Source organism: Azohydromonas lata NBRC 102462, assembly GCF_001571085.1.
Lineage (GTDB): Bacteria > Pseudomonadota > Gammaproteobacteria > Burkholderiales > Burkholderiaceae_C > Azohydromonas > Azohydromonas lata.
In genome coordinates, this window is record NZ_BCTC01000126.1 from 1 (window position 1) to 17,451 (window position 17,451).

Annotated in this window: 17 protein-coding genes and 2 riboswitches; of the genes, 7 read left to right on the plus strand and 10 right to left on the minus strand. The window is 68.9% G+C overall.

Annotation, left to right across the window (positions count from 1 at the left end; translation table 11 throughout):
* On the plus strand, nucleotides 1-357 hold a 357-nt coding region (locus ALA01S_RS26720; protein ID WP_238455964.1), incomplete at its 5' end, for a methyl-accepting chemotaxis protein.
* 45 nt (nucleotides 358-402) lie between these two features.
* On the opposite strand, the gene ALA01S_RS26725 is transcribed toward ALA01S_RS26720, so the two are convergent.
* Nucleotides 403-1,275 (minus strand): DHHA1 domain-containing protein, encoded by an 873-nt coding sequence (locus ALA01S_RS26725; protein ID WP_066342327.1) that lies wholly within the window; start codon nucleotides 1,273-1,275, stop codon nucleotides 403-405.
* A 162-nt stretch (nucleotides 1,276-1,437) separates the two neighbouring features.
* Nucleotides 1,438-2,349, minus strand: a complete 912-nt coding sequence (locus ALA01S_RS26730) for a TauD/TfdA dioxygenase family protein (RefSeq protein ID WP_066342328.1) — start codon at nucleotides 2,347-2,349, stop codon at nucleotides 1,438-1,440.
* A gap of 437 nt (nucleotides 2,350-2,786) precedes the next feature.
* On the opposite strand from ALA01S_RS26730, the gene ALA01S_RS35055 reads away from it, so the two are divergent.
* Nucleotides 2,787-3,605, plus strand: a complete 819-nt coding sequence (locus ALA01S_RS35055) for a PEP-CTERM sorting domain-containing protein (RefSeq protein ID WP_084267983.1) — start codon at nucleotides 2,787-2,789, stop codon at nucleotides 3,603-3,605.
* Nucleotides 3,606-3,762: 157 nt separating this feature from the next.
* On the opposite strand, the gene ALA01S_RS26740 is transcribed toward ALA01S_RS35055, so the two are convergent.
* A complete protein-coding gene (locus ALA01S_RS26740; RefSeq protein WP_066342330.1) occupies nucleotides 3,763-5,457 on the minus strand; it encodes a 2-isopropylmalate synthase in 1,695 nt (564 codons plus the stop codon).
* Between the two features lie 140 nt (nucleotides 5,458-5,597).
* Nucleotides 5,598-6,026 (minus strand): hypothetical protein, encoded by a 429-nt coding sequence (locus tag ALA01S_RS33555; protein WP_157119300.1) that lies wholly within the window; start codon nucleotides 6,024-6,026, stop codon nucleotides 5,598-5,600.
* A gap of 101 nt (nucleotides 6,027-6,127) precedes the next feature.
* Between ALA01S_RS33555 and ALA01S_RS26745 the strand changes: the two genes are divergently transcribed.
* Complete coding sequence (locus ALA01S_RS26745; protein ID WP_066342331.1) at nucleotides 6,128-6,505, plus strand: hypothetical protein; 378 nt, start codon at nucleotides 6,128-6,130, stop codon at nucleotides 6,503-6,505.
* 85 nt (nucleotides 6,506-6,590) lie between these two features.
* On the opposite strand, the gene ALA01S_RS26750 is transcribed toward ALA01S_RS26745, so the two are convergent.
* Nucleotides 6,591-8,009 (minus strand): lytic murein transglycosylase, encoded by a 1,419-nt coding sequence (locus tag ALA01S_RS26750; RefSeq protein WP_066342332.1) that lies wholly within the window; start codon nucleotides 8,007-8,009, stop codon nucleotides 6,591-6,593.
* Between ALA01S_RS26750 and ALA01S_RS33560 the strand changes: the two genes are divergently transcribed.
* Complete coding sequence (locus tag ALA01S_RS33560) at nucleotides 8,008-8,259, plus strand: hypothetical protein (protein WP_157119301.1); 252 nt, start codon at nucleotides 8,008-8,010, stop codon at nucleotides 8,257-8,259. The two genes, ALA01S_RS26750 and ALA01S_RS33560, sit on opposite strands and share 2 nt — an antisense overlap.
* Nucleotides 8,260-8,315: 56 nt before the next feature.
* The gene (locus tag ALA01S_RS26755; RefSeq protein ID WP_066342333.1) at nucleotides 8,316-9,656 is read left to right on the plus strand and encodes a hypothetical protein; all 1,341 of its coding nucleotides are present in this window, start codon (nucleotides 8,316-8,318) and stop codon (nucleotides 9,654-9,656) included.
* 60 nt (nucleotides 9,657-9,716) lie between these two features.
* On the opposite strand, the gene ALA01S_RS26760 is transcribed toward ALA01S_RS26755, so the two are convergent.
* Entirely contained in the window at nucleotides 9,717-9,974 is a 258-nt protein-coding gene (locus ALA01S_RS26760; RefSeq protein WP_157119302.1) for a hypothetical protein, read from the minus strand.
* Nucleotides 9,975-10,051: 77 nt separating this feature from the next.
* On the opposite strand from ALA01S_RS26760, the gene ALA01S_RS26765 reads away from it, so the two are divergent.
* A complete protein-coding gene (locus ALA01S_RS26765; RefSeq protein WP_066342335.1) occupies nucleotides 10,052-10,951 on the plus strand; it encodes a LysR substrate-binding domain-containing protein in 900 nt (299 codons plus the stop codon).
* A 62-nt stretch (nucleotides 10,952-11,013) separates the two neighbouring features.
* Here ALA01S_RS26765 and ALA01S_RS26770 read toward each other — a convergent pair whose 3' ends face one another.
* The 4 genes from ALA01S_RS26770 to ALA01S_RS26785 all read right to left on the minus strand — a co-directional run bounded on the left by ALA01S_RS26770 (nucleotide 11,014) and on the right by ALA01S_RS26785 (nucleotide 16,069).
* Complete coding sequence (locus ALA01S_RS26770; protein WP_066342336.1) at nucleotides 11,014-12,270, minus strand: D-amino acid dehydrogenase; 1,257 nt, start codon at nucleotides 12,268-12,270, stop codon at nucleotides 11,014-11,016.
* Between the two features lie 64 nt (nucleotides 12,271-12,334).
* Nucleotides 12,335-12,440, minus strand: a riboswitch (glycine riboswitch).
* A riboswitch (glycine riboswitch) is annotated at nucleotides 12,441-12,546 on the minus strand. It abuts the riboswitch before it with no gap.
* A gap of 30 nt (nucleotides 12,547-12,576) precedes the next feature.
* Entirely contained in the window at nucleotides 12,577-13,695 is a 1,119-nt protein-coding gene (locus ALA01S_RS26775) for a porin (protein WP_066342337.1), read from the minus strand.
* Between the two features lie 197 nt (nucleotides 13,696-13,892).
* The gene (locus ALA01S_RS26780; protein ID WP_066342338.1) at nucleotides 13,893-15,071 is read right to left on the minus strand and encodes a M20 aminoacylase family protein; all 1,179 of its coding nucleotides are present in this window, start codon (nucleotides 15,069-15,071) and stop codon (nucleotides 13,893-13,895) included.
* Nucleotides 15,072-15,085: 14 nt separating this feature from the next.
* On the minus strand, nucleotides 15,086-16,069 hold the full coding sequence (locus ALA01S_RS26785; protein WP_066342339.1) for a Bug family tripartite tricarboxylate transporter substrate binding protein: 984 nt from the start codon (nucleotides 16,067-16,069) through the stop codon (nucleotides 15,086-15,088).
* A gap of 292 nt (nucleotides 16,070-16,361) precedes the next feature.
* Here ALA01S_RS26785 and ALA01S_RS35060 point away from each other — a divergent pair.
* Nucleotides 16,362-17,451 (plus strand): methyl-accepting chemotaxis protein (locus tag ALA01S_RS35060; protein ID WP_157119303.1); only part of this gene is annotated, 1,090 nt, incomplete at its 3' end.

Genomic DNA, 17,451 nt, shown 5'->3' on the forward strand with positions numbered 1-17,451 from the left:
GCCGAGGTGCGCGCCCTGGCGCAGCGCAGCGGCGCGGCCGCGCGCGAGATCAAGCAACTCATCGAGGGCAGCGTGGCGCGCGTGCAGGAGGGCTCGGAGGTCGTCACGCAGGCCGGCGCGACCATGACGGACATCGTGGGCCACGCCGAGCGCATCAAGGACCTGATCCAGGCCATCAGCCACGGCACGGCCGAGCAGACGCAGGGCCTGCAGGAGGTGGGCCACGCCGTGGAGCAGCTCGACGCCATGACGCAGCAAAACGCCACGCTGGTGGAGCAGACGGCGGCCGCCGCTTCGACGCTGAGCACCAACGCGCGGCGGCTGAACGAGGAGGTGGCGTTCTTCAGGCTGCCGTGAGGCGCATGCACCGCGGGGCGTGCGCCGCGGTGCCGCGCGCCCGGTTCACGCCACGGCAGCGCCGGACGTGAGCTCGCCCCGCACCACGTCCATCACCCGCTCGCCGGGCAATATGAAAGCCGCCGCCTGCGCGTGGCCGCCGCCGCCAAAGCGCGCGGCCAGCCGCTCGACGTCGAAGCTCTTCACCGAGCGCAAGCTGCACTTGAGGCGGCCCTGCTGGTCCACGCGCCAGATCAGGCTGAACGTGCCGCTCTTTTGCGCCAGCAGGCTGCCCACGGCGCTGGCGAAGTCCGAGGGGGCATTGACCATCAGCCCCGCCTCGCCGTCTATGCGTATGGCCGCAGGCTGCTCGGCGATGGCGGTGCACAGCGCGTCGAACTTGGCTTCCATCGCCACGCCGCGCTCCACCATGCGCTGCCGCTCCGGCTCGCTTTGCTCCAGCACGGCCTTCCAGGCCGGGAACTCGGTGGGCAGCAGGTCCAGCGCGGCGAGGAAGGGGCGCGCGTCCGGCACGTCCCAGGTCCACAGGTCGCGCGCCTGCACGGCCTGCAGCAGGTAGGGCACCGGCTTGCCGGGATGGAAGAACTCCCAGGCGATGACGGCGCCGGAGCGCCCAAGGTCGAAGTGCAGGCGGTGCTCGCAATCGAGCTGGATGCAGTGCAGCCGCTTCTGCGCGGAGACGTGGTGGTCCAGCAGCGTGATGCTGCGCGCCTGCGTGCCCAGGGCGCGCATCACGTCCGGCTCGAAGGAGTAGTCGAGGATGAAGACGTCGCGGCCGGCCACCTCCGGCGTGGGCTCGCCGTAGACGCAGGGCCGGTATTCGGCCGAGTCGCCCAGCGCCAGCCAGGCGGAGAGGGCGGCACCGAAGCCGTCGGCGCATTTGCCGTGGTAGAGGACGAGGGTCTTGGGCGAGGACATGCGCGGGGCCTTTGTGGGTGTGCCCCATTCTCGCCGGGGGCCGCGCCGGCCCCGGCCGGCGGCCGCCGCGGGGTGTTTGCGCCGCGCAACGCCGCAGGCAGCGCCATCGTTCGGCCGGCAGGCCCGCGGCAAGCGGCGGCGCCGGAGGCGCCCGCCGCGCGCTCAGGCCCTGGGGCCCTCCTCCAGGCACACCGAGACGCGCTCGCCCCAGCGCTCCTGCGGGAAGTAGTCCCACACCGCATGGTGCTGCGTGGCCCAGTTGTCCCAGAACAGCAGCGTGCCGGGCTCCCAGTGCACGCGCACCTGGAACGCGAGGTGCCTGCGCACGTGGGCGTAGAGCTGCTGCAGCACGGCGCTGCTCTCGTCGCGGCCGAGCTGCACGATGTGGCTGGTGAACGCCTCGTTGACGAACAGGAATTTGCGTCCCGTGTGGGGATGCGTGGCCACCACCGGGTGCTCGCTGGCCGGGAAGGCCTTGCCCGGCGCGGGCCTGGCGCCGTAGCCGGCCGTCCAGGCCTGCGCGCCGTCGTGCAGGGCGGTCAGGCCCTGCAGGAAGCGCTTGTAGGGCTCGGACAGCGACTCGTAGGCCAGCTCCATGTTGGCGAAGGCCGTGTCCCCGCCGCCGCCCGGCGGCAGCCGGGTCACGCGCAGGAAGGAGCCCCAGATGGGCGCCGCATCGCACGACACGTCGTGGTGCCAGGCGTCGCCCGCGGTGAAGCGCGACTGCGGCCCTGTCCGCCAGGCCAGGATTTCCGGGTCGTCCGTGCCTCCGGCCACCACACGGTCCTTGGCCAGCACATGGCGGTGCAGCCGGCCGAATTGCCGCGCGAAGGCCTTGTGCTGCTCGCCGTCGAGCTGCTGGCCGCGGAAGGCCAGCACGAGGTACTCGCCCATGGCACGGCGCAGCTCGTCCGCCTGCTGCGCGCCCAGCGGCCGCGACAGGTCCAGCCCTCGAATCTCGGCGCCCAGCGTCGGCGCCAGCGGCTTGAGATCGAAATGGCGGTAGGGCTGGCGCTCGCGGGCATGCCAGGCCTCGATGGCGGTCTTGTCGGCGAAGTCTTGGTAGAAGCTCATGGTCCTTGGTGGGCCCTCCCCGGGGCCGCGTTCGTTGCGTGACGAACGGCATCTTCCCGAGCGAGAACCCGGCCGCGAACGACGCATTGCGGATGAACATAGTCCCTATCCGCAGCAGGCACGAGAGCCCGCGCAACCAGGCTGCGCCACGTCAAGGCGCCGTGGCCGCGGCCATGGCAGGCGTTTGCCTCGCGGTATCGCGTCGAAACTCCTTTCCACGTCCACAACAAATTCCCCCAATTCGTGACAAAACCAGGCAACACCCCTGTACCCAAGTAAAGCGGCCAGCAAGGTCATTCAATGGATATTGAGCAGGCTTAGTATTCGTGCCGATTTCGGCACCGGATATTGATCAGCAATACCGTTTACCAAATTCAACAGGATTAATTTTTCCAGGGAGACACGTTGATTTCTTAATTTTCAACGGAGATTCGCTGATGAAATTCCTTGTGATTGCCGCGGCCGCCGCGCTGGCCGCGCCCGCCATGGCCGGCGTGGGCTCCAGCGCCAGCCTCACGGGACTGCGCTTCGACTTGGTGGACCTGGACGCGGCCGACGGCGTGGCTCCGGGCATCAGTTTCACGGGCGTATCGCACGCGCGCACGCTCATAGGCTCCCACTACTGCAGCCCGGCCAATCCGGCCTGCGCCAACGACTTCGCCGATTTCCAAGGCGTCTCCAGCGTCTCTCAACAGTACGTTATCGACCCGGGCGAGCCGCCCAGGGCCGTAGCCGCCACGGCTTCGCTCGCGGGCCTGTTTGCCAGCAGCATGGCCGGCAGCACCGACACCGGCGGTGCCCGCAACAGCGGCAACGAGTTCTACGCCTACGCACGCTTCCAGGGCCTGCCGGGCAGCCCGCTGTTCCAACTCACGGCCAACACCGGCGTGCGCATCACCGCCCAATACACGCTGGACGCCTGGGTGGACCCGTGGCGCAAGCCGCCGCGCGAATACAAGGGCCCGGAAACCGCGCGTGCCGGCTTCTTCTTCGACTCCAAGTTCATCGAGGGCGGCCCCGTGCAGCATGAAATCGGCGCCATCTCTGACTGGCTCTCGCCGGCCGACTACCAGCACGAAACCGGCCAGATCTCCGTGCTGCTGCGCAACGACAAGGACCACATGGCCACGATCTGGGGCAAGTGGGGCGCGGTGGCCGGCGGCACGCTGCCCTCCATCCCCGAGCCCTCCACCTACGCGCTGATGCTCGCCGGCCTGGGCGTGCTGGGCGTGGCCGCGAAGCGGCGGCGGGGTTGAAACCGCGCGGGCCGCCACGCCCAAGGCGGACATTCACCTCCGGCGTGCCGGCCGTGAATGTCCGTTTTATTGCCTATTTTTTCCTACTGAATAAGGTGCTTCCACGCCACCGCGCTTTTTGAAATTCCATCGCGGCAGGCCATGAAAGCACCACTACTCAGGCGGCGGCCATTTCCCCTGCCGGCCGCGGCAGGGACTGAGCGGCGCGCGATACCGCGGACAGAACGGCCAAAATGGAAGCCGTGGCCAGGTTTTCCGAAATGGCCGCACCGAAGCAGGTGCCCGGCAAACCCTCCAAGGCAATTTCCACAATCGCCAGGGCCTGGGCATCGGCACCTTGCTTCAGGCTTTTCTCCTCGTAAGCGTGGACGGAAACGGGCAGGCCCAACGCATGGACCGTGGCATCAATAGGCCCCGTGCCCATGCCGCGAATCACGCGGCGGCTTGCGGGCGGGCCCAGTTCGATGTCCACCTGCACGCCGTCACCGTCCTGCCGCAAGGTGTGGTCCAGGTATTGAATGCCCTTTTCAGCCTGCGCGTGCGCATTCAGGTAGGAGGATTCGAACAGCTTCCACAAATCAGCGCCGGACAATTCAGCCTCGCTGGCATCGGCGGCCTTTTGCACCACCGCGCTGAATTCCACCAGCATGCGCCGCGGCAATACCACGCCATGCTCTCTTTCCAGCAAATAGGCGATGCCGCCCTTGCCGGATTGGGCGTTGACGCGAATGATGCCGTCATAGCTGCGCCCAATATCCGCGGGGTCCAGCGGCAGGTAAGGCACCTCCCAGACATCATCCCGGCGCTGCACGGCCAAACCCTTTTTGATGGCATCCTGGTGCGAGCCGGAAAAGGCCGTGAATACCAGGTCGCCGGCATAGGGGTGCCGCGGGTGGATGGGCAATCCGGTGGCGGTTTCCACGACGCGGGCCAGGCCGGAAATGTCCGAAAAATCCAGCCCCGGGTGAATGCCGTGGGTATAGAGGTTCAAGGCCAGCGTCACCAGATCCACGTTGCCGCTGCGCTCGCCGTTGCCGAAAAGGCAGCCCTCCACGCGCTGCGCGCCGGCCAGCAGCGCCTGCTCCGCGCAGGCCACGCCCGTGCCGCGGTCGTTGTGCGGGTGCACGGACAGGACGACGTGCTCGCGGCGCTCCAGGCGCTGGTGCATCCACTCGATCTGGTCGGCGAACACGTTGGGCGTGCTCACTTCCACGGTGGTGGGCAAATTGATGATGATTTTCCGTCCCGGCCCCGCGTCCCAGGCGCGAATGGCCGTATTGCACGCCTGCAGGGAAACCTCCAGTTCCGTCATGCAGAAAGTCTCGGGGCTGTACTGCAATACCCATTCCGTTTCCGGGTGCTGGTCCGTGAGTTTCTTCACCAGGCTCACATGGTGCTCAATGAATTGCATGACCTCGGCCACGCTCATGTTGAACACGATGCGCCGCCACACCGGCGACGTGGCGTTGTACAGGTGGACGATGGCCTGCCGGGCACCGGCCAGGGAAGCGATGGTTCTTTGAATCAAATCCTCCCGCGCCTGCGTCATGGCCATGGGCCAGACGTCCGAGGGAATCTCGCCGTTTTCAACGAGCTGCCTGACCACGTCAAAATCGATTTGAGAGGCCGCGGGAAAACCGATCTCGATTTCCTTGAAGCCGGTGCGCACGAGGTGATGGAAAAACTCCAGCTTGCGCTCGCGGCTCATGGGTTCGAACAAGGCCTGGTTGCCGTCGCGCAGGTCGGTGGAAAGCCAGACAGGCGCATTTTCAATTTGACGGTTCGGCCATTGGCGCTGTGGCAAATCAACGGCAGGCGGACGGCGGTAACGGGAAGCGGGGTTGGAGAGCATGGGCAGTCGCGTATTTGGAACACCGCCGATGGCGGTACGGGAAAAAATGACGGCATTTCCCTGCAGTCCTCTTGAAACCTCAAGAGACTGTTACGCGGCCGGGATTGGGGGAAATTCTGTTCGCCTGGAACAGCGGCAGTTCAATACCGCTCAGGCACGCGCCAACCCCGGCCGGGTGCTAGACCCGACTTTAGGACGAGGGTGGCGAAGAAATGCATGCCTTCAGTCTGCAACAGGCGCTGCAATATCGTCAACAACTTTTTGGCCGGCGTCGTGCGATTCCACCGCGTGGATTGCGGAATATGAAAACCTGAAGGTCCTTCGAATTCTGCCCAGTTTGCCGTCGATGTCCGCATGTTTGCCCTCTCGCTGGCCATGCGGCGTGGCAAGCGGCCTTGGGCCGTGAGCGGCTTGCACGATGGCCCTGCCGCAGGCAACGGGCAAGTTGTTTCGTTCTGAAAGCCCGCGTCCGCCAGGGCGCGCGAATTGCTGCAATGCAGCAAAATCCAAAAAACGATTGCCCCGGCAGCACAGGAGACGAAGGGGCCGCCGTGCGGGTCAGGCGCCATGCGCCGGGCCTGCTGAGGTGGCCGAACACATGCTCGCCAAGCCAGAGCCGGGGCCCCATCGGCGAGCCTGATCCGGAATCCGTTCGACACAGGAGCCCACCATGCCCACCGAAGCCTTTGAAAACCTGCTGAGCCCCTACACCAAGCTGGCGCGCGCCAACATGGATTTGTGGGCGCAGTTCTCGACCTCGCCCGAGGTCATGTCGCAGACGCTGGGCACCGCCCAGAAGATGGCCGACCAGGGGGCGGCCACGGCCAGCAACCTGTTCATGTCCAACGCCTTCAGCGACTTCGTCATGGGCCTGTTCAAGAACTGGCTGGAGTTCTGGAGCGAGCTGAGCCAGACCAGCATGAGCTTCATGGACCAGACCTCGAAGACCATGCTGAAACAGGCGCCTGCCATGGCCACCGAGGCCGTGCGCAGCGTCACCGATCTGGCCCAGGGCAAGACGCCGCGCTCGCGCCCGGCGGCAGCCTGAGGCGGCTGGCCTGGCCTTCCAGCCGGCGCCGCCACGGTGCCGGCTGAGGCCCCTGGCCCTCGCGGGCCGACGGCCGGCGCCCCCGTCAGCGGCGCACCTCCGCCTCCGACGCCTGCACGGCGGCGGGCACGGCCGCGGCGGGTAAGGCAGCCGCCTCGCCGCCCGCGCAGGACGACGCGCCTTCCTTGGCCGCCGGCGCTTCAGCGCGCAGCCGCGCCAGGATGCGCCCGCCCGACCGCCCCGTGTCCGGCAGCGCCAGCCGCATCTCTTCCGCGCGGATGGCGGCCGTCGTGCGCGGGCCGTCGCGGCCGTCCGGCTGCACCTCGCAGTGGCCGCGCGCACGCAGCAGCGCCTGAAGCTCCTTCAGATCGCGGCGCGAGAGCAGCGGATCGTCCGTGGGCCAGGGTTGGCGGGGCGGCGGCGCGCCGCGCAGCGCGTCGGAAAGCAGGCCGATGGCCAGCCCGTAGGAGTCGGCGCGGTTGTAGCGCCAGATGGCCTGGTAGTTGGGCGTCACCAGCCAGGCCGGCCCCTCGGCGCCCGCGGGCATGAGCAGCGCGGTGCGCAGCTCGGCCTCCCAGCCCGGCGCGCCGCCCTCGCCCAGCAGCGGGCCACCGTCGACGCGCCGCACACCGTCGGCCGCCCATTGCGCCAGCGTGCGGCACTGGCCCTGCGGCTGGCCGCGCTCCAGGCAGCGGTGGCCGCTCTCCTGGGCGTTGAAGCGCTCCAGCGCCGCGTTGGGCAGCTTCACCTCCACGCCCCAGGGCAGGCCGCTGCGCCAGCCCAGCGCGGCCAGGAAGCGCGCCGTGGTGGCCAGCGCGTCCGGCGTGCTGCCCACGATGTCCACGCGGCGCGCGCCCTCGGTGGCGCTGTCCATGTAGGCCTTGAAGGTGGCGGGCATGAACTGCGTCTGGCCGAAGGCGCCCGCCCACGAGCCCAGGAAAGTCTCGGGCACCACGTGCCCCTCCTGCAGCAACCACAGCGCGGCGAAGAAATTGCGGCGCCGCTCGGCGCTGTCCAGGTTCAGGCAGGCGCGGCTGAGCGTGGCGTCCACCACCGGGTAGCGGCCCTGCACGCGGCCGTAGTCGGTCTCTATGCCGAACACGGCCACGTTGGTGGCGGCGTCCACGCCGTGGCGCTGGGCGATGGCCGCCAGCGCCGCGGCCTGGGACGCCAGCAGCGCGCGGCCGTCGGCGATGCGCTCGGCGTCCACGCGGCGCGCGAGGTAGTCCCAGATGGGAATCTGGAACTCCGGCTGCGAGGCGGTGGCGGCCTCGATCACCGGGCGCAAGTCCTGCGCCGTGCGCGTGTACTGCTCGAAGCTGCGCGGCGAAACATCCGGCGCCTCCGGCAGCCGCTTGCGCAGCGCGTCCACGCAAGGGGCCAGGCCTTGGGCGGCGGACGCCTCCTCGTCGGCGGCTTGGGCGCTGCCGCCGCCGGCCAGCAGCGCCGACGCGGTGGCCAGGGCCAGGGGAAATCGGTGAATTCGGTGTAGGCGGACATTCATGGGCGAGCAGCTTAGGCCGTCCGGCACGGCCCCTGCGGCCCGGCGGCAGGCGGCGCTCCCGCGCGAACTGTTGCCAGCCCGGTTACTTCGTACACATTTTTTGACGTTTTTCGTGATTCAACCGCCCCGGCTCCGCGCCGATGTCCTGGGCACGCCGTCAAAAAACAAGCTCACAACAGCAGCCGCGCAGCACGCGCAACAACGGCAACGTCTTTTCCTTGATCCCGCCGCCGGCCACGCCCAGCGCTGAACAAGCGCGCGTGCCGGAGGCCGTTGCGGCGACGCCCCGCCGATGGTTTGCCGGTCATGAACAACACCCACAATTTCTCTGCCACGCGGCTGGCCCTTGCCGTCTCGCTGGCCGTGTCCGCCCTGTTGGCCGCCTGCGGCGGCGGCGGCGGCGATGCCGGCCATGACGCCGCGGCGTCCGCCACGCTGGAAGCCGTGCAGGCCGTGCCGGTGGCGCAGGCCCACAACACCCCCACGGCGCCGGACGCCATGGCCGATGCGGCCCCGCGCGTGGCCCCCTGGGAGCTGCAGGACGACGCCGTGGAATCCGCCGCCTTCCTCACCAGCCAAATGCAGTTGGCCGAGCCCACCGAGCACGCCCTGGCTGCGGCCGCTGCCGCGGCCACGGCCGACCTGCGCGTGAAGTGGAACCCCGGCCACTACGTCTCGCTGCCGCTGCGCGACGAAAGCACCATCCTCAAGGCGCTGGCCGAGATACGCGCGCTGCCGCAGGTGAAGGGGCTGATCCTGCGCTACGAGTGGGCGCAACTGGAGACGGCCAAGGGCGTCTACGACTTCAGCCGCATCGAGCGCGACCTGAGCCTGGCGCAGGGCGCGGGCAAGCGGCTGTGGGTGATGGTGGCCACCAAGGTGTTCCGCCCCGGCGGCCGCGCCGTGCCGGACTACCTGATGACGCCGGAGTACGAGGGCGGCGCCTACAAGATCGTGATCGGCGCGCGCGACGCCATTGGCAGCACCGAGCGCTACGGCCAGAACGCGGCGCTGCACAACACCAAGGTGCGCGACCGCCTCGTCGCGCTGGGCAATGCCATGGGCGCGCGGCTGAACCGCCACAACGCGCTCGAAGGCGTCACCTTCAACGAAACGGCCATGGGCCAGACGCTGGTGCCGTTGACCACGGAACAAAAGCGCGCCTACTTCAACAACCTGGCGCAGGTGGATGCGGCCACGCAGCGGGCCTTCCCCAACACCGTGGTCATGCAGTTCATCAACTTCCCCAAGACCTACATGCCGGGGCTGGTCACGAGCATGGCCGGCAGCGGCGTGGCACTGGGCGGGCCGGACATCTTCCTGGAAGACCGCGACCTCAACACCCACATCTATCCGCTGTACGACCTGGCCAAGGGCAAGGTGGCCATAGGCCCGTCGGTGCAGCCCGAGAACTACGCCACCACCGTGCAGCACGGCGCGCCCAATCCGCCCAAGATCAGCGAGCTCTACGCCTTCGGCCGCACGCGGCTTGCGGCCAACTACATGTTCTGGACGCGCCCGCGCTTCGGCAACGACTACCCGCGCGTGCTGGAGTTCTTCAAGTCCTCGGCCTTCCCCAAGGACGCCGCCGGCGGGTTGACCGCCACCTGCCCGTCCACCTACGCGGCCTGCACGGCACGCCTGTAATTCACCCCTTCAACCCAAAAATCGGGCTCCCAGAGCCCGATTTTTTTGTTTGCAACCGGGTCAGATCTTCTCGACGAGGCCCAGCGCCAGGACCAGGGCGGTGGCGACGCCCGTGCCGGCCAGCATGAAGCGGCCCAAGTACCACAGCCCTTCGCGGGCGGACAGGGCGTGCGCGGCCCTGTCCCGCCTGGAACGGCCGCGGCCGGGTGCTGCGGCGGCTTGCCGGTGTTTTTCGACTTCGAGACGAAGCTCATCGATCTGGGTGCGCAGTTGCTCGATGTCGCTGTCAGTCCTTGACGTTTCTGACTTGGTACTCATGCCCGCCATGGTGCCGTCGCGTGCCGGCCGAGCATGGCCAAAGCGTTTCATGGCTGCGTTCTGGCAGATTCGCGCCCATGCGTCACGACCTCACCAGCTTGGAGCTCTTCGTCGCCGTCGCCGAGTGCGGCAACCTCACCCACGCCGCGCAGCGGCAGCACCTGGCCGTGTCGGCGGTGAGCAAGCGCATCGCGGAGCTGGAGGAGCTGGCGCGCACGCCCTTGCTCATACGCCAGGCGCGTGGCGTGGCGCTCACGCCCGCGGGGCAGTCGCTGCTGCACCACGCGCGGCAGATGCTGCAGCTCGTCCAGCGCATGGACGAGGAGCTGGGCGAGTACGCCGGCGGCATGAAGGGCCACATCCGGCTGCATGCCGTGGCCTCGGCGCTGACGCAGTTCCTGCCGGAAGAGCTTGAAAGCTTTCTCTCCCGCCACCCCGGCGTGCACATCTCGCTGGAGGAGCGCACGGGCAAGGCCATTGCGCGTGCCGTGGCCGACGGCAGCGCGGACCTGGGCATCGTTGCCGGCCCAACGGCGGCGCCTGGCCTCAGCGCCCTGCCCTACCGCACCGACCGCCTGGTGCTGGGCGTGCCCAACGGCCATGCGCTGGCGCGGCGCAAGGCGGTGCGCTTCGAGGAGGCGCTGGCCTATCCCTTCGTCGGCCCGCATGCCGAGAGCTCCCTCTCGGCGCTGATGCAGCAAGGCGCGCAGGCCTGCGGGCGGGCACTCTTGCAGCGCATCCAGGTCAGCAGCTTCGACGCCATGTGCCGCCTGGTGGAAACGCGGCTGGGCATCACGCTGCTGCCGCAGGGCGTGCTGGCGCCGTACGTGGCCGCCGGGCGGCTGCGCAGCGTGGAGCTCAAGGAGGCCTGGGCCACGCGGCAGATGGCCATCGTGCTGCGGGAGCCGGGGGAGCTGAGCCATGTGACGCGGGCGCTGATCGACCACCTGCAAAAGGCGGCGGCCCAGCCCCGCTGAACGGCCATTCCAAAAAAACAGCAACGCACACCTGTAGGAGGCCGTGTCGTCTCAGCCGCCGCTCAAGCCGCCAGCGCCCCTGCCGGCAGCGCCTGGCGCGCGCCCAACGCCTGCTCCACCGACGAGCCCAGCAGGTCGGCCGTGGCCGCGCAGAGCGTCCAGCCCAGGTGGCCGTGGCCGGTGTTGTAGAAGACGTTGGCGCGGCGGCCGCGGCCCACGCGGGGCATGAGGTCCGGCATCATGGGCCGCAGGCCGGCCCAGGGCACCACCTGGCGCGTGCTCACGCCGGGGAAGCACTGCTGCACCCAGTCCACCAGCGGCTTGATGCGGTCGGCGCGGATGTTGCGGTTGAAACCATCGAATTCCGCCGTGCCGGCCACGCGGAAGCGGTCGTCGCCCAAGCGGCTGGTCACGAGCTTGGTCTCGTCGTCCAGCAGGCTCACGGTGGGCGCGCCGGCGCGGCTGGCCTCGTCCAGCAAGCTCACGGTGATGGAGTAGCCCTTGACGGGATAGATGTTCACCCGGTCGCCCAACTGCGCCGCCAGCTCCCGGCTGGCCACGCCGGCGCACACCACCACGGCGTCGAAGCGGTGCACTTCGCGCTGCGCGCCCTGGCCGGCTTCCACCGTGGCGACCTGGCCGTCGCTGCGCAGCGCGCGCACGTCCTGGCCGTAGAGCGTGCGCACGCCGCGGCGCGTGCAGGCCAGCGACAGGCCATGCGTGAACTTGTGGATGTCGCCCGTGGAGTCGCTCTCCGTGTAGAAGCCGCCGTAGTACTGGCCGGCCAGCGTGGGCTCGATGGCGCGCATCTCCTGCGGCGTCACCGCGCGGCGCGGCAACCCGCCGCGCGCCAGCAGCGCCGACACGCTTGCCGCATGCTCGAACCCCTTGCGGTCGCGGTAGATGTGCAGGATGCCCTGGCGCTTGAGGTCGAAGTCAATGCCCTCGGCGTCGGCCCAGCCGAAGAGGTGCTCGCGCGCGCGGATGGCCAGCTCGGCCGTGGCCACGGTGTTGCGCTCGTAGTGCGGGATGTTGGCGATGAACTGCGCGAACCACGACAGCTTGTGCCAGCTCGGCTTCGGATGGACCAGCAGCGGCGCGTCGCTGCGCAGCATCCACTTCAGGCCCTTGAGGATGGTGGACCAGTGCGTCCACACCTCGGCGTTGGAGGCCGAGAGCTGGCCGCCGTTGGCAAACGAGGTTTCCATCCCGGCGTAGCGGTGGCGCTCGAACAGCGTGACATCAAGGCCGCGGCGCGCAAGCGCGTAAGCCGTGGTGACACCGGTGATGCCGCCGCCAATGACTGCAATCGTCTTCATGGGAACAGGTTCCAGCAAACGTCAGAGGGTCCAAGGCGCGCGGCGCGGCCCAATCCATGCCACGCGCGCCCCCTCTGTTCGGAACCTGAGAGATTCACGGCCCGCCTGGGGCCGCTTGCTCCTTCGGTGTGCCGGGCGACGATCTCCGGCAGCTCTTCAGAGTGTGTGTGAGAACCCGACCGGTCCTGGATGCCTGAGAGATTCCGGGGCGGTTGCTCCTTCGGCGCCCCAGCCAGGCCTTGAAGGCCGGGCCGGGAGCTCTCCCGATCGGGTCATGGCCTTCACGAAGAAGGCCAGGGTGTGCGCTCAGAACATGTGGCGCACGCCCGCGGCCAGTGTACCGGCATGGCCGTCGGCCGCCAACGCGTTGCCCGGGCCGAACAGGCCGTTGAGCGCCGCGGTGGCGCGGCCGTTGAAGCCGCCGTTGTCGTCCGTCACGCGCACCCAACGCACGTAGACGTCGGTGCGCTTGGACAGCGCGTGGTTCAGACCGACGTTGAGGAAGGTGTTCCTGCCCGTGGCCTTGTCCGCGCCCGTGGCCCAGGCGCGGCCGTTGTCCTGCACCCAGCCGGCCTGCGCCACGAAGCTCCAGGCGCCCGCGGGCACGCGCACGCCCAGCGCAGCGCCGCGCGTGCGGGGCGTGGCGGCGGTGCCGGGCAGGTCGTTGCAGTGCTCCCAGTAGTTGCCGCTGGCCAGGAAGCTGCTGAACTGCCAGGCCGCGCCGAGGTTGAAGGCCTGCTGCTTGGCCGTGCCGCTGCCCAGGCTCTGCCCGCCCTGGTGGACGGCCAGGCTGGCGTCCAGCGCGCCGGACTGGTATCGCAGCAGGCCGCCCACGCTGTTGCGCGCCGTGCCCGCGGCCGGCACCCACACGGCCGACGCGCCGGGCGCCACCGTTGCGCGCTCACCGAAAGCCACGGCCACCGCGGCCGACAGCCCGCCCAAGGTGGGCGACCAGTAGCTCACCTGGTTGTCCTGCCGGCCCTGGTCGCCGCTGAGGTACATGGCCAGCACGGGCGAGAAGTTGGCGAATCCCTCGACGTCGCTGCCCGCCATGGCGTAGTGCATGGGCGCGTACTGGCGGCCCAGGCGGATCTCGCCCGCCGTGGCGGAAGCCAGCGACACCCAGGCCTGGCGGCCGAAGAGCCGGCCGCCCTGAAGCGACAGGCCGGTGTCGGGGGCGAAGCCGCTTTCCAGGATGAGGGCCGCCTTGAGCCCGCCGCCCAGCGCCTCGCTGCCGCGCAGTCCCCAGCGCGAGGGCGACAGCCCGCCGTTGGAGACCTTGGACACCGAGGGCGCGCCGCTGAGGCGGGCCGACTCGGCATAGAGGTCCATGATGCCGAACACGGCGACGCTGGATTGCGCCAGCGCGGAGGTGGCGCAGCCGGCCAGGACGGCGGCGGCGATGAGATGGCTTTTCTTGTGCATGGGTCGTCTCCTTGTCGTTTTTGCTTTTGTGCGGCTGGGATGCCGCGTGTGCTGCTGGGTTGCTGCTGGGTTGAGGGCGCGACGGCGCGCACGGCCAAGCTGCGCCCAACGCGGCGCTTGGGCCGCGGGCCGTGGTGTCGTCGCTCAGGGGGCCGCGGCTGCACGCCGCGGCAGGGGAAAAGCGCCGCTGCCGCGCGCTAGGCCAGGAAGCGCTGCGCCAGCTTCACCCAGTAGGCGGCGCCTATGGGGATGTTGGCGTCGTTGAAGTCGTAGCCGGGGTTGTGGACCATGCAGGCGTGCGCGGCGTCGCCGTCCCCATCGCCCTGCCCGTTGCCGATGAGCAGATAGCTGCCCGGCACGCGCTCCAGCATGAAGGCGAAGTCCTCGCTGCCCGTGAGCTGCGGGCCCTGCAGCGTCACCTGGTCGGCGCCGAAGAGCTCCAGCGCCACCTCGCGCGCCAGGGCGGTCTGCGCGGCGTCGTTGACCAGCACGGTGTAGCCGCTGCGGTAGTCGATGTCGGCACGCACGCCCAAGCTCTCGGCCTGCGCCGCCACGAGCGCGTGGATGCGCTCGCGCAGCAGCGCGCGCACGCCGCGGTCCAGCGCGCGCACCGAGAGCTCCATGTGCGCCTGTTGCGGAATCACGTTGTTGGCCTGCCCGGCCTGCAGCGCGCCCACGGTGACCACGGCGGCCTGCAGCGGATCGACGTTGCGCGCGACGATGGTCTGCAGCGCCATCACGATGGAGGCGGCCGCCACCACCGGGTCGGCCGCGTGCTGCGGCATGGCGCCATGGCCGCCGCGGCCGTGCAGCGTGATGGTCACGTAGTCGGAAGAGGCCATCATCGGCCCCTCGCGCAGCACCAGCCGGCCCTGCGCAACGCCGGGCATGTTGTGCATGGCGAAGATGGCGTCGCAGGGGTACTTGTCGAACAGGCCGTCTTCCAGCATGCGCAGCGCGCCGCCCAGGCTTTCCTCGGCGGGCTGGAAGATGAGGTTGAGCGTGCCGTCGAAATCGGCCGCCGCCAGCAGCCGCGCCGCGGCCAGCAGCATGGCGGTGTGCCCGTCGTGGCCGCAACCGTGCATGAGGCCGGCGCGGCAACTGGCATGGGGCAAGCCGTTGGCTTCCTGTATGGGCAGCGCGTCCATGTCCGCGCGCAGCCCCAGGCGGCGCTTGCCGCTGCCGCGGCGCAACCGGCCCACCACGCCGGTGCCGCCCAGCCCCTGCTCGACCTCGTAACCCCAGTCGCGCAGCTTGCCCGCCACCAGCGCGCTGGTGCGATGCTCCTCGAACCCCAGCTCGGGGTGGCGGTGGATGTCGCGGCGCAGGGCCACGAACTCCGGCGACTGCTCCGTGCTCAGCGACAGCAAATCCACGTCCGTTCCCCTTCTCACTGCGCCTGCAGGTTGATGTCGCGCGCGATGCGGCGGTAGCGCGCGGCCTCGTCCGCGAAGAACTTCGCCGACTCGGCCAGCGTCATGGCCGGCGCCGCGGTCTGGCTTTGCGCGGCGAGCTGCTTGCGCACCTCGGCGTCCTGCAGCACGGCGGCCATGGCCTTGTGCAGCTTTTCCAGCGCGGGCGCGGGCGTGTCCTTGCGCACCATGAGGCCGGACCAGATGGTGTAGTTCAGGTGCTTCAACTGGCGGCCCTCGGCCACGGCGGGCACGTTGGGCAGCAGCTCCGAGCGCTTCGCGCCGAGCTGGCCGATGACCTTGAGCTTGCCCTGCTCGGCCAGCGCGCCCATGCCGGCCGAATACACCAGCACGGCGAAGTCCACCATGCCGCCGCCCAAGTCCTGCAGCACCGGGGCGTTGCCCTTGTAGGGCACGTGCTGCAGCGCCACGCCGGTCTGCTTGGCGACGTCCTCGACGATGAAGTGGTAGAGCGAGCCTATGCCCACGCTGCCGTAGGTCAGCGGCCTGTCCTTGGACTTGCGCGCGAGGTCCAGCAGTTCGTCGGCGGAGCTCACCGGCAGGTCCTTGCGCGTGACCAGCACCAGCACGGCGTTGCCTATGGGGTGGACCAGCGTGAAGTCCTCGGCCCTGAGCTTGACCGCGGCGTTGGCCAACGGCGAGAGGATCACCTCGTTGGGCGAGCCCTGGAACAGCATGCGGCCGTCCGCGGGCGCGGCCAGCACCTTCTGCGCCGCCAGCGCGCCGCTGACGCCGCCCAGGTTGTCCACCAGCACCTGCTGGCCCAGCGCCTTGGACAGCGGCGTGTTGACGATGCGCGCGATCGCGTCCGACGGGCCGCCGGCCGGATAGGGCACCAGCAGCGTGGCGGGCTTTTCATCGGCCCACGCAGGTGTGGCGCCCAGGGCGGCTGCCCCCGCCATCACGAGGAAAGAACGCCTGCCGGCCTTGAATCGCTCCATCGCATGTCTCCTTGCTTCGCCCTTGTGGTGAGCTGACGGGCGAGAGCGTAGAGAGAGCCCAAAGATAAATCCAATGCATTGTCTGCAGCTATTTAATGCATTCATCGCATGGTTTAGGGGTGCTGACGACGCCGGATACACCTTTCCAAGCACTTTTGTTTCGTAACGATCAGGTAACGATCAGGTAACGATGCTTGACCGGGGCAAGCAGATCATTCCGGGGTCGGGTCTGACGTAGCACAAAGGATGCGCTTTCGATGCAGGCCCTCAATCTCAAGAATGGAATCGGCCCATGTCGAACTTCAAACTCAGTACGCGCCTGTTCCTGGGCTTCGGCCTGGTGCTTGCGCTTTTGGCCGTGATCGTCGGCACGTCGGCCTGGCAGATGTCCAAGCTGGCCGACAACAGCAATTACTACGCGGTGAACTTGGTGCCATCGTTCCAGGCCGAGGACAAGATTGGTATCAACCTGGGCAACCTCCGCCGCTTCGAGTACCGCCACATCCTGTCCAACTCCGCTTCCCAGATGGACGAACTGGAGGCCAAGATCGACCGCTACCGCAAGGAGCTCTACGCGTCCTTGGACCTGTACGCCAAGGACCTGCTGTCGGACGACGAGGACAAGCGGTTGCTGCAGCAGGCCAGGACGGCCATAGACGCCTACCAAGCCATCTGGGACGGCCAGCTCAAGCCGACCTCGCGCCAGACGGTCCAGGACCCGGCGAAGATGGCGCAGGCCACGGCCATCGCGACCGGGCCGTCGGCCAAGGCCTATGAGGAAGCCCACGAGGCCGTGCGCGCCTGGTTCGACTACAACATCAAGCTGTCCGACGACCAGGCCAAGGTCGCCGCCAGCGCCTACAGCACCGCCAAGGCCCAGTTGTTCGTGCTGGCGGCCCTGGCTGCGGCGCTGGGGATAGCGGCTGCCGTCATCATCACGAAGTCCATCACCCGCCCGCTGGGGCAGGCCGTTCAGGTGGCGCAGGCGGTGGCCGCCGGCGACCTGAACGTTCGCATCGACACCACCGCCAAGGACGAGACAGGCCAGTTGCTGGCCGCGCTCAAGGACATGGCCGAGAAGCTCTCGCAGGTCGTGGGCACCGTGCGCAACGGCAGCGACAGCGTCGCCACGGCCAGCGCCGAGATCGCCCAAGGCAACCAGGACTTGTCCGGCCGCACCGAGGAGCAGGCCAGCGCGCTGGAAGAGACCGCCGCCACGATGGAGCAGTTGGGCAGCACGGTGCGCCACAACGCCGACAGCGCCGCGCAGGCCAACCAGCTGGCCCAGGCCGCCGCGGGCGTGGCCCTGCAGGGCGGCAACGTGGTGAACGAGGTCGTCAGCACCATGCAGGGCATCAGCGAGTCCAGCCGCAAAATCGGCG

Bases quoted from the DNA above. Each gene is read 5' to 3' on its own strand.
- ALA01S_RS26785 (WP_066342339.1), bottom strand. From the start codon at position 16,069: ATGGAGCGATTCAAGGCCGGCAGGCGTTCTTTCCTCGTGATGGCGGGG.
- ALA01S_RS33555 (WP_157119300.1), bottom strand. From the start codon at position 6,026: ATGGCGCCTGACCCGCACGGCGGCCCCTTCGTCTCCTGTGCTGCCGGG.
- ALA01S_RS26765 (WP_066342335.1), top strand. From the start codon at position 10,052: ATGCGTCACGACCTCACCAGCTTGGAGCTCTTCGTCGCCGTCGCCGAG.
- ALA01S_RS26740 (WP_066342330.1), bottom strand. From the start codon at position 5,457: ATGCTCTCCAACCCCGCTTCCCGTTACCGCCGTCCGCCTGCCGTTGAT.
- ALA01S_RS26775 (WP_066342337.1), bottom strand. From the start codon at position 13,695: ATGCACAAGAAAAGCCATCTCATCGCCGCCGCCGTCCTGGCCGGCTGC.
- ALA01S_RS33560 (WP_157119301.1), top strand. From the start codon at position 8,008: ATGGGCGAGCAGCTTAGGCCGTCCGGCACGGCCCCTGCGGCCCGGCGG.
- ALA01S_RS35055 (WP_084267983.1), top strand. From the start codon at position 2,787: ATGAAATTCCTTGTGATTGCCGCGGCCGCCGCGCTGGCCGCGCCCGCC.
- ALA01S_RS26770 (WP_066342336.1), bottom strand. From the start codon at position 12,270: ATGAAGACGATTGCAGTCATTGGCGGCGGCATCACCGGTGTCACCACG.
- ALA01S_RS26745 (WP_066342331.1), top strand. From the start codon at position 6,128: ATGCCCACCGAAGCCTTTGAAAACCTGCTGAGCCCCTACACCAAGCTG.
- ALA01S_RS26730 (WP_066342328.1), bottom strand. From the start codon at position 2,349: ATGAGCTTCTACCAAGACTTCGCCGACAAGACCGCCATCGAGGCCTGG.
- ALA01S_RS26750 (WP_066342332.1), bottom strand. From the start codon at position 8,009: ATGAATGTCCGCCTACACCGAATTCACCGATTTCCCCTGGCCCTGGCC.
- ALA01S_RS26725 (WP_066342327.1), bottom strand. From the start codon at position 1,275: ATGTCCTCGCCCAAGACCCTCGTCCTCTACCACGGCAAATGCGCCGAC.
- ALA01S_RS26760 (WP_157119302.1), bottom strand. From the start codon at position 9,974: ATGAGTACCAAGTCAGAAACGTCAAGGACTGACAGCGACATCGAGCAA.
- ALA01S_RS26755 (WP_066342333.1), top strand. From the start codon at position 8,316: ATGAACAACACCCACAATTTCTCTGCCACGCGGCTGGCCCTTGCCGTC.